Raw genomic sequence first — 14,273 nt, forward strand, 5'->3', positions numbered from 1 at the left:
ACACCGCGGGCAGATGGCACGCAGGAAGCCCGGACTAATAAGATGGCATTGAAATCCCCCGCGTTTCGTAAAAAATTTCCGTTGTTGGTTACCGGCAGTTTGCTGGCGCTGCAACCCCTTGCCACTTCCTATGTGGTCGCCGCGGAACAGTTTGACTGCTCAGTCTCTGCTTCGGGTTCCTGGGACTGCGCGCCAAAGACGCCGGCGGCTGCATTGCCACCGCGTCCCGTCCATGACGGCAGCACAGTTTCCGCCACCGGCGAAGCTCCGGCCGAGAACGGTTCCAGCGAAGACGCCGGCGCCAAGCCGGTGCTGGTCACCGAATCCAAAGGCCGTGGCCTGAAGTCGCGTAGCGCAGACTACAGCCACCTCGACTGGGTTCCCCGCGAGCAGCTTACCGCCGCACAATTGGCCGAAACCGGTCCTTATTGCTCTGGTTCCTATATCGAACCGATTCGTCCTGGCATGGATGACAAGACGAATAAAAGTGACGCTCCAACCTTTATCGGCGCAAAAGCCTCCCGCTATAAGCAGGATGAGCAAGTTGCGACCCTGGCCGGCGACGTTGTCATGCGTCAGGGCAGCATGCAGGTCGAAGCCGACGAAGCCAACCTGTACCAGGCCGAAAGCCGTGGCGACCTGAACGGCAACGTGCGCATTCGCGACAACGGCGCCTTGATCGTCGGCGACCACGCCGACGTGCAGCTCGACACCGGTGAAGCCAAGGTCGACAACGCCGAATACGTGATGCACAAATCCCGCATCCGCGGTAATGCGCTGTACGCCAAACGTGCCGAGAACGCGATCATCCGCCTCAAGGACGGTACGTACACCACGTGCGAACCGAACAGCAACGCCTGGCAGCTCAAGGGCAACAACATCACCCTGAACCCGGCCACCGGTTTCGGTACCGCGACCAACGTGACGCTGCGGGTCAAGGACATTCCGGTCCTGTACACGCCGTACATCTATTTCCCGATCGACGACCGTCGCCAGTCCGGCTTCCTGCCGCCGACCATCGGCACCGGCAGCGATACCGGCTTCATGCTGGTCACCCCGTACTACTTCAACCTGGCGCCGAACTACGATGCCACGTTGTACCCGCGCTACATGGAAAAGCACGGCTTGTTGATGGAAGGCGAATTCCGCTACCTGACCAAGTCCAGCGAAGGCCAGTTCGGTGCGGCGTACCTCAACGACGAAAGCAACGAACGCGACAAGCAGAGCGACGCCGAAAAAACCCGCTACATGTACAACTGGCAGCACAAAGGCGGTCTCGACTCGCGAGTGCTGACGCAAGTCGACTACACCAAGATCAGCGATCCGTATTACTTCCAGGATCTGCAGACCGACCAGATTGGCGTGAAAAGCCAGGACTACGTGAACCAGCAGGGCTCTGTCACCTATCGCGGCGACAGCTATACCGCTCGCGTAAATGCCCAGGCCTATCAACTGGCGACCGTTTCGAACATTACACCGTACGACCGTTTGCCGCAGATCACCTTCAATGGCGCGCTGCCATATCATCCTGAAGGTTTGAACTTCTCCTATGAAACCGAAATTGTTCGGTTTGACCGGGATCTGCAGACCGGCAATTACTCCGATGAAGACGGTAATGTGTCGACACGTATTGATAACAACGTTAAAGGTCTGGCTCGCGCCAATGGCGACCGGCTCAACCTTGCACCGGCTGTCAGCCTGCCACTGAACTGGACCTACGGATTCCTGAAGCCAAAGCTCAAGTACCAGTACACACAGTATCAACTGGATCTGGACAGCATCGGCAAATCTGATATTGCTAAGCAATCTGCACAGCAGGACAAGCTAAGCGGTACCTTCGACAGCAACCAGAACCGCAGCGTACCGATCGCCAGCATCGACAGCGGCTTGTACTTCGATCGTAATACCCAGTATTTCGGCAAGAACTACCGCCAGACCCTCGAGCCGCGCCTGTTCTACCTGTACGTGCCCGAGGTCGACCAGGAAGACATCCCGGTTTTCGATACCAGCGAATACACCTTCAACTATGCGTCGCTGTTTCGTGACAACCGTTTCTCCGGCTCCGACCGTGTCGGCGACGAAAACAAACTGTCCCTGGGCGTGACCAGCCGCTGGATCGAAGACAGCGGTTTCGAGCGCCAACGCATCAGCGTCGGCCAGGCCATGTACTTCAAGGACCGCGAGGTTCAGTTGCCTGGTGTCAATCCAAAAACCCGCGCCGATGCCCAAGCCAGCGTTTCGCCGTACGCACTGGAATACGAGTATCGCTGGAACCGCGACTGGCGCACCACGGCCGACTACAACTGGGACCCGGACAGCCGCAGCCCTCGCTCGGGCAGCGCGATGTTCCACTACCAGCCTGAAGACAACCCGAACAAGGTTATCAACGCCGGCTATCGCTATCGTAACGACCAGGTGATCTACAACCAGAACACCGGTCAATGGCAGTTTGGTGGTGACTACGGCACCCCTGGCACTCCTGGCTTCGTGAAGGACTACTACAAGATCCAACAGCACGACTTCTCGGTGATCTGGCCGGTCGTGCCTCAATGGAACGCCATCACCCGCTGGCAGTATGACTACAACCGCAACCGCACCCTGGAAGCCTTCGGTGGCTTCGAGTACGACAACTGCTGCTGGAAACTGCGCCTGATCAACCGTTACTGGGTTTCCTATGACGAGTTCAGTCAGGAAGCACCGCAAAACGAAAAAGGCGACCATGGCGTCTTCCTCCAAATTGTTCTGAAGGGGCTCGGCGGCCTGACTGGCGCCAAAGTAGAGAGCTTCCTCGACAAAGGCATTCAAGGTTATCGTGAACGTGAAGACCAAGCTTTCTGATTGTCTGCGCCCGCTGATGCTGGGCGCGCTGTTCCTGAGTACGGCGGCCAGTGCCGCTGTACAGTCCATCGATAAAGTGGTGGCCATCGTCGACAACGACGTGGTCATGCAGAGCCAACTGGACCAACGCGTTCATGAAGTTCAGCAAACCATCTCCAAGCGTGGTTCTGCCGTGCCGCCGGCCAGCGTGCTGGAGCAGCAGGTACTAGAGCGCCTGATCGTCGAAAACCTGCAATTGCAGATCGGCGAGCGCTCCGGTATCCGCATTACCGATGAAGAGTTGAACCAGGCTGTCGGCACCATTGCCCAACGCAACAACATGTCGGTCGAGCAGTTCCGCGCCGCCCTGACTCGCGACGGTCTGTCCTACGACGACGCACGTGAGCAGATTCGCCGCGAAATGGTCATCAGCCGCGTACGCCAGCGTCGGGTCGCCGAACGCATTCAGGTCTCCGAGCAGGAAGTGAAGAACTTCCTCGCATCCGACCTGGGCAAAATGCAGCTGTCTGAAGAGTTCCGCCTGGCCAACATCCTGATTCCCACGCCGGAAAGCGCCAACTCCGACGCGATTCAGAATGCAGCCAAACAGGCCGATGCGATTTACCAGCAGCTCAAGCAAGGCGCTGACTTCGGTCAGTTGGCAATCGCCAAGTCTGCCAGCGAAACCGCACTGGAAGGTGGTGACATGGGCTGGCGTAAAGCCGCTCAATTGCCTCCGCCGTTCGATCGTCTGTTGAGCACCATGCCGGTGGGTGATGTCACCCAGCCAATGCGCACCCCGGGCGGCTTCATCATCCTGAAGATCCTCGAAAAGCGCGGCGGCCAGACCCAGATGCGCGACGAAGTGCATGTGCGCCACATCCTGGTCAAGCCGAGTCCGATTCGCGACGAAGCAAAAACCAAGGCCCTGGCGGAGTCGCTCTACAGCCGTATCGAGGCTGGCGAAGACTTCGGCGAGCTGGCGAAAAGCTACTCGGAAGACCCGGGTTCCGCCCTCAACGGCGGCGACCTGAACTGGATCGACCCGAGCGTACTGGTGCCCGAGTTCCGCGAAGTGATGGCCAAGACCCCGCAAGGTCAGCTGTCCAAGCCGTTCCAGACACAATACGGCTGGCATGTCCTGGAAGTCCTTGGCCGTCGCGCCACCGACAGCACTACACAGGCTCGCGAACAGCAAGCAATGACCGTTTTGCGTAACCGCAAATACGACGAAGAGCTGCAGACCTGGCTGCGTCAGATCCGTGACGAAGCGTACGTGGAAATCAAACTCCCTGGCGCCGACCAGGCAGCACAGTGAAAACCCAACGTTTCGCGCTGACACCCGGCGAACCGGCAGGCATAGGTCCCGACCTGTGCCTGCTGCTCGCCTCGCAAGCCCAGCCTCACCCCCTGATTGCCATTACCAGCCGCGACCTGCTCATCGAGCGGGCCGCGCAACTGGGCGTGGCTGTCGATTTGCTGCCGGTCACACCGGACAACTGGCCGGATGCACCCGCGCCAGCCAACAGCCTGTATGTCTGGGATACACCGCTCAATGCCAAGGTCGTCGCCGGGCAACTGGACAAGGCCAATGCCGCCTTCGTACTGGAAACCCTGACCCGCGCCGGCCAGGGCTGCCTGGACGGAGATTTCGCGGGTATGATTACCGCGCCGGTGCACAAGGGCGTCATCAACGAATCCGGCATCGCCTTTTCCGGGCATACGGAATTCCTCGCCGATCTGACCCACACCGAGCAAGTCGTGATGATGCTGGCCACACGCGGTTTGCGCGTAGCCCTGGTGACCACTCACCTGCCCCTTCGCGAGATTGCCGACGCAATTACGCCGGAGCGTCTGGAACGCGTCACGCGGATCCTGCACGCCGACTTGCAAAACAAGTTCGGCATCGCCCGGCCACGCATCCTGGTCTGCGGGCTCAACCCCCATGCCGGCGAAGGCGGACACCTGGGCCATGAAGAAATCGATATCATCGAACCCACATTAGAGCGCCTGCGCGGCGAGGGCATGGACCTTCGTGGTCCCCTGCCCGCCGACACTCTGTTTACCCCAAAATATCTGGAGCACTGCGATGCGGTGCTGGCGATGTACCATGACCAGGGCCTGCCGGTGCTGAAGTACAAAGGCTTCGGCGCGGCAGTCAACGTGACCCTCGGCTTGCCGATCATCCGCACATCGGTCGACCACGGCACAGCCCTGGACCTGGCCGGCAGCGGCAAGATCGACACCGGCAGCCTGCAAGTCGCCCTGGAAACCGCCTACCAGATGGCCGAGACCCGTTTATGACCGAGCAATACCAACACAAGGCGCGCAAACGCTTTGGCCAGAACTTCCTGCACGATGCCGGCGTTATCGACCGCATCCTGCGCTCCATTCATGCCAAGGCAGAAGACCGCCTGCTGGAAATCGGCCCGGGCCAGGGCGCACTGACCCAAGGCCTGCTCAGCAGCGGCGCGCAACTCGATGTGGTGGAGCTGGACAAGGACCTGATCCCGATCCTCAACCAGCAGTTTGCCGGCAAGAGCAACTTCAACCTGCATCAGGGCGATGCGCTGAAGTTCGACTTCAACAGCCTCAATGCCGCGCCAGGCAGCCTGCGAGTGGTCGGCAACCTGCCGTACAACATCTCCACGCCGCTGATTTTTCACCTGTTGCACAACTCGCACCTGATCCGCGACATGCACTTCATGCTGCAAAAGGAAGTGGTCGAGCGCCTGGCTGCCGGTCCTGGTGGTGGTGACTGGGGCCGCTTGTCGATCATGGTTCAGTACCACTGCCGGGTCGAGCACCTGTTCAACGTCGGCCCGGGCGCGTTCAACCCGCCGCCGAAAGTCGACTCGGCCATCGTGCGCCTGGTGCCCCACGCGGTACTCCCGCACCCGGCCAAGGATCACCGCCTGCTGGAACGCGTCGTGCGCGAAGCGTTCAACCAGCGCCGCAAAACCCTGCGCAACACCCTCAAGCTGCTGATGAGCAATGCCGAAATCGAAGCCGCCGGCGTCGACGGCAGCCTGCGTCCCGAGCAACTCGACCTGGCCGCGTTCGTGCGCCTGGCCGACAAGCTCAGCGAACAAAAGCCTGCCGCAGACTGACAGGCGATGAGCGCTATCGGGTAGGACGCCACTCTGGTCTACTACCCGATACTTGGCCTAGACTGAACCCCAACAGCTACGCCCCGCGTCCCGCTTCGTTTTTAAGGCCCCTTGCATGTCCGATCCTCGCTATCAGGTCGACGTCAGCGTCGTCACCCGCTATCTGGCAGAACAATCGCAACCCGAGCACGAGCGCTTTGCCTTCGCCTACACCATCACCGTGCAAAACAATGGCGAAATGCCCGCCAAACTGCTTTCACGACACTGGGTCATCACCGATGGTGACGGGCATGTCGAAGAAGTGCGCGGCGCAGGCGTCGTCGGCCAGCAACCGCTGATCGACCCCGGCAAGAGCCACACCTACAGCAGTGGCACGGTCATGACCACCAAGGTCGGCACCATGCAAGGCACCTATCAGATGCTGTCCGACGACGGCAAACATTTCGATGCCATCATCGCGCCCTTCCGCCTGGCGGTGCCCGGAGCCCTGCACTGATGGCAACCTACGCTGTCGGTGACCTGCAAGGCTGTCTTCAAGCCCTGCAATGCCTGCTCAAACAAGTGGCGTTCGACCCACAACGGGATCGTCTGTGGCTGGTGGGCGACCTGGTCAACCGCGGCCCGCAGTCGCTGGAAACCTTGCGCTTCCTCTACAGCATTCGCGAATCGTTGGTGTGCGTACTCGGCAACCACGACCTGCACCTGCTGGCGGCCGGACGCAACATCGAACGCCTGAAGAAAGCCGACACCCTGCGCGAGATCATTGAAGCGCCCGATAGCGCCGAACTGCTCGAATGGCTGCGCCAGCAAAAGCTCATGCACTACGACGAACAGCGCAACCTTGCACTGGTCCATGCCGGCATTCCACCACAGTGGTCGCTGCGCAAAGCCTTGAAATATGCTGCCGAAGTCGAGACCGCCTTGCGTGATGACAACCTGTTGCCGCCCTACCTCGATGGCATGTACGGCAACGATCCGGCGAAATGGGACAACGACCTCAAAGGCGTGACGCGCCTGCGGGTGATCACCAACTATTTCACGCGCATGCGCTTTTGTACTGCCGAAGGCAAACTCGACCTCAAGAGCAAGGAAGGCCTCGATACCGCACCGCCTGGCTACAAGCCCTGGTTCCAGCACAAGGAACGCAAGACCAAGAACCTGAAGATCATCTTCGGTCACTGGGCAGCGCTGGAAGGCAACGTCGAAGAGCCAGGTATCTCGGCCCTCGACACCGGTTGCGTCTGGGGCGGCGCCCTGACCCTGATGAACGTCGACAGCTTTGAGCGCCTGTCCTGCAAATGCGACGAACACGGTCATGCCGTGCCGCCAGTCGCCTCATTCATTCCCCAAACATCGCCAGCCAGCGCCCCGCGCTAGACTGCCCATTCAGCCGAGCCACAGGAGCCCGCCATGAGCGAATTCAAACGTATCCCCCCGGAACAGGCCCAGGCCCTGCGCGAACAAGGCGCAGTGGTGGTCGACGTCCGCGATCCGGCCACTTTTGCCGCCCTGCACATCGCAGGCTCGAAGCATCTGGACAACCACTCCCTGCACGCCTTCATCCAGGGTGCCGACCTCGATGCACCGACCGTGGTGGTCTGCTATCACGGCAATTCCAGCCAGGGCGCGGCCGCCTACCTGATCAGCCAGGGCTTCTCCGACGTCTACAGCATGGATGGCGGATTCGAGCTGTGGCGTACGACGTATCCTGCGGAAACGGCTCAAGGCACCACTGAATAATTTTTTTGTAACGTTGCAAGCCCCGGCTCCCGCGGGCTGGCGCAGTGGCAGACGAACGGTCTGCCACAACAAATTACGTATCTCGCCTTTACCTCCCGAATTCCCAACTATCCTTAAGCCCAGGCCATCCAAAACAGGGGAGAGCCGGTACACCGGCGCACGGGTCATCGGGAGTAGCTTTCGGAGTAGTCAGCTCCGGGAGAGTTCTGGGGGGTAAACAGCAATCGCCTGTTCGGTTGCTGCCAGCATCGACTGAGTGATCCGGCGTCGGCTCCACGTATCGAGCGAGGTGACGTCATGAGTATCTTTAGCCACTTCCAACAACGCTTCGAGTCCACACGCCAGGAAGAACTCTCCCTGCAAGAGTATCTTGAGCTGTGCAAAAAAGACCGCAGCGCCTACGCTTCAGCCGCCGAGCGCCTACTGCTGGCCATCGGTGAACCGGAACTGCTCGACACCTCGACCAACTCGAGACTGTCGCGCATCTTCTCCAACAAGGTCATCCGCCGCTATCCGGCCTTTGAAGACTTCCACGGGATGGAAGAATGCATCGACCAGATCGTGTCGTATTTCCGCCACGCCGCTCAGGGCCTGGAAGAGAAGAAACAGATCCTTTACCTGCTCGGCCCTGTCGGTGGTGGTAAATCGTCCCTGGCCGAAAAGCTCAAGCAACTGATGGAAAAAGTGCCCTTCTATGCCATCAAGGGCTCGCCGGTTTTCGAGTCGCCCCTGGGTCTGTTCAACTCCACTGAAGATGGAGCGATCCTCGAGGAAGACTTCGGCATTCCACGGCGCTACCTCAACACCATCATGTCGCCATGGGCGACCAAGCGCCTGGCCGAATTCGGTGGCGACATCAGTCAGTTCCGCGTGGTGAAACTCTATCCGTCGATCCTCAACCAGATCGCCGTGGCCAAGACCGAACCAGGCGATGAAAACAACCAGGACATCTCGGCACTGGTGGGTAAGGTCGATATCCGCAAACTGGAAGAATTCCCGCAGAACGACGCTGATGCATACAGCTACTCGGGCGCACTGTGCCGGTCCAACCAGGGCCTGATGGAATTCGTCGAAATGTTCAAGGCACCGATCAAGGTGCTGCACCCACTGCTGACCGCCACCCAGGAAGGCAACTACAACAGTACCGAAGGCCTCGGCGCGATTCCGTTCACCGGGATCCTGCTGGCTCACTCCAACGAATCGGAGTGGCACACCTTCCGCAACAACAAGAACAACGAAGCCTTCATCGACCGGATCTACATCGTCAAAGTGCCGTACTGCCTGCGGGTCAGTGACGAAGTGAAGATCTACGACAAGCTGCTGTTCAACAGTTCGCTGGCCAAGGCGCATTGCGCGCCGGATACCCTGAAGATGCTGGCCCAGTTCACCGTGCTCTCGCGCCTCAAGGAGCCGGAAAACTCCAACATCTACTCGAAGATGCGCGTGTACGACGGCGAGAACCTCAAGGACACCGATCCGAAAGCCAAGTCGATCCAGGAGTACCGCGACAATGCGGGCGTCGACGAAGGCATGAACGGACTCTCGACCCGCTTCGCGTTCAAGATCCTGTCGAAGGTGTTCAACTTCGATCCGCACGAAATTGCCGCCAACCCGGTGCACTTGCTCTACGTGCTGGAACAACAGATCGAACAGGAACAGTTCCAGGCCGAGACCCGCGAACGCTATCTGCGCTTCCTCAAGGAGTACCTGGCACCGCGCTACATCGAATTCATCGGCAAGGAGATCCAGACTGCCTACCTCGAGTCCTACAGCGAGTACGGCCAGAACATCTTCGATCGTTACGTGCTGTACGCCGACTTCTGGATCCAGGACCAGGAATACCGCGACCCGGAAACCGGCGAGATCCTCAACCGCGTAGCGTTGAACGAAGAACTGGAGAAAATCGAAAAACCGGCCGGCATCAGCAATCCGAAGGACTTCCGCAACGAAATCGTCAACTTCGTCCTGCGCGCCCGGGCCAACAACAACGGCAAGAACCCGACCTGGCTCAGCTACGAAAAACTGCGGGTGGTCATCGAGAAGAAAATGTTCTCCAACACCGAGGACCTGCTGCCAGTCATCAGCTTCAATGCCAAGGCCAGCAAAGAGGACCAGCAGAAACACAACGACTTCGTCACACGGATGGTCGAGCGGGGCTATACCGACAAACAGGTACGACTGCTGTCCGAGTGGTACCTGCGGGTCAGAAAATCACAATAACCCGCTGCCGGTCAGACCGGTTGTCGTCAGCCAGAGACCTGTGTGCGCTTTTTCTGTTACACAGGCCTCTGGAAGGTGTTCGAAAGTCGGTAGCGAGTTCAGGCAGCATCCAAAGCGCTTGGGGGAGCGTTCAACATCCCTCGGCTCTCGGTTCGATGCTGTATCACCGCTCGCCCCTTTCAGGACAGCTTCTAAGGAGCAGTCATGAGCTATGTGATCGACCGACGTCTCAATGGCAAGAACAAGAGCACGGTGAACCGCCAGCGGTTTCTGCGGCGCTACCGTGATCACATCAAGAAGGCTGTCGAAGAGGCGGTCAGCCGGCGCTCCATTACCGATATGGAACACGGCGAACAAATCAGCATTCCCGGCCGCGACATCGACGAGCCGGTGCTTCACCACGGTCGCGGTGGCAAGCAGACGGTCGTACATCCGGGCAACAAGGAATTCACCACTGGCGAGCATATCGCCCGTCCACCGGGAGGCGGCGGCGGTCGAGGCCCCGGCAAGGCCGGCAATTCCGGCGAAGGGATGGACGAATTCGTCTTCCAGATCACCCAGGAAGAGTTCCTCGAGTTCATGTTCGAGGACCTCGAACTGCCCAACCTGGTCAAGCGCAACCTGACCGGCACCGACACCTTCAAGACCGTGCGGGCCGGGATCAGCAACGAGGGCAACCCGTCGCGGATCAACATCATCCGTACTCTGCGTTCGGCTCACGCCCGGCGCATCGCCCTGTCCGGCAGCAGCCGGGCAAAACTGCGTGAAGCAAAGGAAGAACTTCTGCGACTCAAGCTGGAAGAACCAGATAACTTCGGCGATATTCAGGAAATTGAAGCGGAAATCGAAAAACTCAGCGCGCGCATTCACCGCGTGCCGTTTCTCGACACGTTCGACCTCAAGTACAACCTGCTCATCAAACAACCCAACCCCAGTTCCAAGGCCGTGATGTTCTGCCTGATGGACGTGTCCGGCTCGATGACCCAGGCGACCAAGGACATCGCCAAGCGCTTCTTTATCCTGCTGTACCTGTTTCTCAAGCGTAACTACGAAAAGATCGACGTCGTGTTCATCCGCCATCACACCAGCGCCCGCGAAGTGGATGAAGAGGAATTTTTCTACTCCCGGGAAACCGGCGGCACCATCGTCTCCAGCGCCCTGAAACTGATGCAGGAGATCATGGCCGAACGTTATCCGAGCAACGAGTGGAACATCTATGCCGCCCAGGCCTCCGACGGTGACAACTGGAACGACGACTCTCCAATCTGCCGCGACATCCTGATCAACCAGATCATGCCATTCGTGCAGTACTACACTTACGTTGAGATCACCCCGCGCGAACACCAGGCCCTGTGGTTCGAGTACGAGCGCATCGCCGAAGCCTTTTCCGACACTTTTGCCCAGCAACAACTGGTCTCGGCCGGGGATATCTATCCGGTCTTCCGTGAACTCTTCCAGCGCAGGTTAGTGACATGACCGCCAAAGAGCAGAAACGCCAACCAATTTCCACCGGCTCCGAATGGACGTTCGAGCTGATCCAGGCCTACGACCGCGAAATCAGTCGTATTGCGGCTGGCTACGCACTCGATACGTACCCCAACCAGATCGAAGTGATCACCGCCGAACAGATGATGGACGCCTACGCCTCGGTCGGTATGCCGCTGGGTTATCACCACTGGTCCTACGGCAAACACTTCCTCAGCACTGAAAAATCCTACAGCCGCGGCCAGATGGGGCTGGCGTATGAGATCGTGATCAACTCCGACCCCTGCATCGCCTACCTGATGGAAGAAAACACCATCTGCATGCAGGCACTGGTGGTGGCTCATGCCTGCTATGGGCACAACAGCTTTTTCAAAGGCAACTACCTGTTCCGCACCTGGACCGACGCCAGTTCGATCATCGACTACCTGGTGTTTGCCAAGCAGTACATCATGCAATGCGAAGAACGCCACGGTATCGACGCAGTCGAGGACCTGCTCGACTCCTGCCATGCGCTGATGAACTATGGCGTCGACCGTTACAAACGCCCCTATCCGATTTCCGCGGAAGAAGAACGCCGTCGGCAAAAGGACCGGGAAGAACATTTGCAGAAACAGATCAATGACCTGTGGCGCACCATTCCAAAAGGCGCGGACAAGTACAGCGACAAGGACAACGCACGCTTCCCCGCCGAACCTCAGGAAAACATCCTGTACTTCATCGAAAAACATGCGCCGCTGCTGGAGCCATGGCAGCGGGAAATTGTGCGCATCGTGCGCAAGATCGCTCAGTATTTTTATCCACAGCGCCAGACCCAGGTGATGAATGAAGGTTGGGCCACGTTCTGGCACTACACCCTGATGAACGACCTGTACGACGAGGGCCTGGTCACCGACGGCTTCATGATGGAGTTCCTGACATCCCACACCAGCGTGGTCTTTCAGCCGGGCTTCGACAGCCCTTACTACAGCGGAATCAACCCCTACACTCTCGGGTTTGCCATGTACCGGGACATCCGGCGCATGTGCGAAGCACCCACCGAGGAAGATCGCCACTGGTTCCCGGAAATTGCCGGCACCGACTGGCTGGCAGCCATCAAGTTCGCCATGAGCAGCTTCAAGGATGAGAGCTTCATCCTGCAGTACCTGTCGCCCAAGGTGATCCGTGACCTGAAGCTGTTCAGCATTCTCGATGACGATCAGAAAGACGACCTGCTGGTGCCGGCCATTCACGATGAAGGTGGCTACCGCATCATCCGTGAAACTCTCGCGGCACAGTACAACCTGGGTAATCGCGAACCCAACGTGCAGATCTACAGCATCGACCGGCGTGGTGACCGCTCCCTGACCCTGCGTCACCAGCAACACGACCGCAAACCGCTGGGAGAGTCTACTGAGGAAGTGCTCAAGCACTTGCACCGCCTCTGGGGTTTCGACATCCACCTGGAAACCCTGCAGGGCGATCAGGTCATGAAAACCCATCATGTGCCGCCCAGAAGCGAGCACAGTGAAGGCGATTACGGCCGCCTGGACCTGGCCGTCATCCATCTTTGATCCGGTTTGTGCCTCCGAAAGCTCGATGCAACGGTTATCCTGTCGAGCTAACGGAGGTTTTTTATGCGGATTTATAAAGTCGGCGGTGCGGTACGCGATCGCCTGCTGGGCAAACCGGTTACCGATATCGACTGGGTCGTGGTCGGTGCTACCACCGAAGAAATGCTCGCCAAGGGCTTTCGGCCGGTGGGCGCGGATTTCCCGGTGTTCCTTCATCCAAAAAGCGGCGAAGAATATGCCCTCGCCCGCACCGAGCGCAAAAGCGGACGCGGTTATGGCGGGTTCACTTTTCACGCCAGCCCTGAAGTCACCCTCGAAGAAGACCTGATTCGTCGTGACCTGACCATCAATGCCATGGCCGAAGACGATCAGCAGAATCTGACCGACCCGTACCACGGCCAGCGCGATCTCGAAGCGCGCTTGCTTCGTCATGTTTCCCCGGCATTTGCCGAAGATCCTCTCCGGGTCCTGCGTGTTGCCCGCTTCGCCGCGCGCTACGCGACCCTGGGCTTTACCGTTGCCCCGGAAACCCTGGCACTGATGCGCCAGCTCAGCGAGTCAGGCGAACTTGAAGCGCTGACCCCGGAGCGCAGCTGGAAGGAAATTTCCCGCGCCCTGATGGAAGATCAGCCACAGGTGTTTGTTGAGGTTTTGCGCGCATGCGGCGCACTCAAGGTCCTGATGCCCGAGGTCGACGCGCTGTTTGGCGTACCGCAACCACCCGCCCACCACCCGGAAATCGATACAGGCGCACATACCCTGAGCGTGTTGCAGCAAGCCGCACTACACAAACAGCCGCTGACCGTGCGCTGGGCGTGCCTGTTGCACGACTTGGGCAAGGGCCTGACGCCAGAGGAAGAATGGCCGCGACACATTGCCCACGAGTTCAAAGGCCTGAAGCTGATCAAAGCGGTCAATGAACGCTTCAAGGTGCCGAGGGACTGCCAGGAATTGGCACTGCTGGTGGGCGAGTATCACACCCACGGGCATCGCGCTCTTGAGCTGAAGCCATCGACATTGCTCGAATTGCTGCAGAGCTTCGACATCTACCGTCGGCCACAGCGGTTCGAGGAGTTCATCGCAGCATGCGAGATGGATGCGCGTGGGCGCAAAGGGCTTGAGGAAAGAAGTTATCCACAGGCAGATTATTTGCGCGGCGCGGCAACTGCAGCTCGTAGCGTGGCGGTTCAGCCGTTGCTGGAGAAAGGCTTCAAGGGGCCGGAGCTGGGGGAGGCGATCAAGCGCGAGCGGCTAAAAGCCTTGAAAGCCTACAAAGAGACCGAGTCGATCTGAAAAGCTTCGCGAGCAGGCTCGCTCCCACTGGCTTACGCTAACCCTGTGGGAGCGAGCC

11 protein-coding genes are annotated in these 14,273 nt (G+C 59.1%); all 11 read left to right on the top strand.

Translation table 11 applies throughout. The features are described from left to right. Positions 1-42: 42 nt before the first annotated feature. The 11 genes from AABM52_RS27865 to AABM52_RS27915 all read left to right on the top strand — a co-directional run bounded on the left by AABM52_RS27865 (position 43) and on the right by AABM52_RS27915 (position 14,215). Entirely contained in the window at positions 43-2,838 is a 2,796-nt protein-coding gene (locus AABM52_RS27865) for an LPS-assembly protein LptD (RefSeq protein ID WP_347909431.1), read from the top strand. Then, positions 2,819-4,135 (top strand): peptidylprolyl isomerase SurA, encoded by a 1,317-nt coding sequence (gene surA, locus AABM52_RS27870; protein WP_347909432.1) that lies wholly within the window; start codon positions 2,819-2,821, stop codon positions 4,133-4,135. The genes AABM52_RS27865 and surA overlap by 20 nt, the downstream gene beginning before the upstream one ends. Continuing rightward, positions 4,132-5,121, top strand: a complete 990-nt coding sequence (gene pdxA / locus AABM52_RS27875; RefSeq protein WP_347909433.1) for a 4-hydroxythreonine-4-phosphate dehydrogenase PdxA — start codon at positions 4,132-4,134, stop codon at positions 5,119-5,121. Before surA ends, pdxA begins: the two co-directional genes overlap by 4 nt. Then, positions 5,118-5,927 carry a 16S rRNA (adenine(1518)-N(6)/adenine(1519)-N(6))-dimethyltransferase RsmA gene (gene rsmA / locus AABM52_RS27880; RefSeq protein WP_347909434.1) on the top strand — a complete coding sequence of 270 codons (810 nt, stop codon included), beginning with the start codon at positions 5,118-5,120 and terminating at the stop codon, positions 5,925-5,927. Before pdxA ends, rsmA begins: the two co-directional genes overlap by 4 nt. Positions 5,928-6,042: 115 nt before the next feature. Continuing rightward, positions 6,043-6,423 (top strand): Co2+/Mg2+ efflux protein ApaG, encoded by a 381-nt coding sequence (gene apaG / locus AABM52_RS27885; RefSeq protein ID WP_347909435.1) that lies wholly within the window; start codon positions 6,043-6,045, stop codon positions 6,421-6,423. Then, the gene (locus AABM52_RS27890; protein WP_347909437.1) at positions 6,423-7,304 is read left to right on the top strand and encodes a symmetrical bis(5'-nucleosyl)-tetraphosphatase; all 882 of its coding nucleotides are present in this window, start codon (positions 6,423-6,425) and stop codon (positions 7,302-7,304) included. The genes apaG and AABM52_RS27890 overlap by 1 nt, the downstream gene beginning before the upstream one ends. Positions 7,305-7,337: 33 nt before the next feature. After that, positions 7,338-7,667: a thiosulfate sulfurtransferase GlpE gene (glpE, locus tag AABM52_RS27895; RefSeq protein WP_008051614.1), complete on the top strand. Its 330-nt coding sequence runs from the start codon at positions 7,338-7,340 to the stop codon at positions 7,665-7,667. Between the two features lie 297 nt (positions 7,668-7,964). Next, positions 7,965-9,887, top strand: coding sequence for a PrkA family serine protein kinase (locus AABM52_RS27900; protein WP_007982655.1), 1,923 nt, complete (start codon positions 7,965-7,967; stop codon positions 9,885-9,887). A 204-nt stretch (positions 9,888-10,091) separates the two neighbouring features. Continuing rightward, complete coding sequence (locus AABM52_RS27905; protein ID WP_347909438.1) at positions 10,092-11,363, top strand: YeaH/YhbH family protein; 1,272 nt, start codon at positions 10,092-10,094, stop codon at positions 11,361-11,363. After that, positions 11,360-12,922, top strand: coding sequence for a SpoVR family protein (locus AABM52_RS27910; RefSeq protein WP_347909439.1), 1,563 nt, complete (start codon positions 11,360-11,362; stop codon positions 12,920-12,922). Before AABM52_RS27905 ends, AABM52_RS27910 begins: the two co-directional genes overlap by 4 nt. 63 nt (positions 12,923-12,985) lie before the next feature. Next, positions 12,986-14,215 (top strand): multifunctional CCA addition/repair protein, encoded by a 1,230-nt coding sequence (locus tag AABM52_RS27915; RefSeq protein WP_347909440.1) that lies wholly within the window; start codon positions 12,986-12,988, stop codon positions 14,213-14,215. Positions 14,216-14,273 lie beyond the last annotated feature (58 nt).

It is taken from the genome of Pseudomonas grandcourensis, assembly GCF_039909015.1.
Taxonomy (GTDB): domain Bacteria; phylum Pseudomonadota; class Gammaproteobacteria; order Pseudomonadales; family Pseudomonadaceae; genus Aquipseudomonas; species Aquipseudomonas grandcourensis.

What these genes read in the sequence shown, in the direction of transcription:
- rsmA (WP_347909434.1), top strand. Translation starts at nt 5,118, where the DNA reads ATGACCGAGCAATACCAACACAAGGCGCGCAAACGCTTTGGCCAGAAC.
- AABM52_RS27900 (WP_007982655.1), top strand. Translation starts at nt 7,965, where the DNA reads ATGAGTATCTTTAGCCACTTCCAACAACGCTTCGAGTCCACACGCCAG.
- AABM52_RS27905 (WP_347909438.1), top strand. Translation starts at nt 10,092, where the DNA reads ATGAGCTATGTGATCGACCGACGTCTCAATGGCAAGAACAAGAGCACG.
- AABM52_RS27915 (WP_347909440.1), top strand. Translation starts at nt 12,986, where the DNA reads ATGCGGATTTATAAAGTCGGCGGTGCGGTACGCGATCGCCTGCTGGGC.
- AABM52_RS27910 (WP_347909439.1), top strand. Translation starts at nt 11,360, where the DNA reads ATGACCGCCAAAGAGCAGAAACGCCAACCAATTTCCACCGGCTCCGAA.
- AABM52_RS27890 (WP_347909437.1), top strand. Translation starts at nt 6,423, where the DNA reads ATGGCAACCTACGCTGTCGGTGACCTGCAAGGCTGTCTTCAAGCCCTG.
- apaG (WP_347909435.1), top strand. Translation starts at nt 6,043, where the DNA reads ATGTCCGATCCTCGCTATCAGGTCGACGTCAGCGTCGTCACCCGCTAT.
- glpE (WP_008051614.1), top strand. Translation starts at nt 7,338, where the DNA reads ATGAGCGAATTCAAACGTATCCCCCCGGAACAGGCCCAGGCCCTGCGC.
- AABM52_RS27865 (WP_347909431.1), top strand. Translation starts at nt 43, where the DNA reads ATGGCATTGAAATCCCCCGCGTTTCGTAAAAAATTTCCGTTGTTGGTT.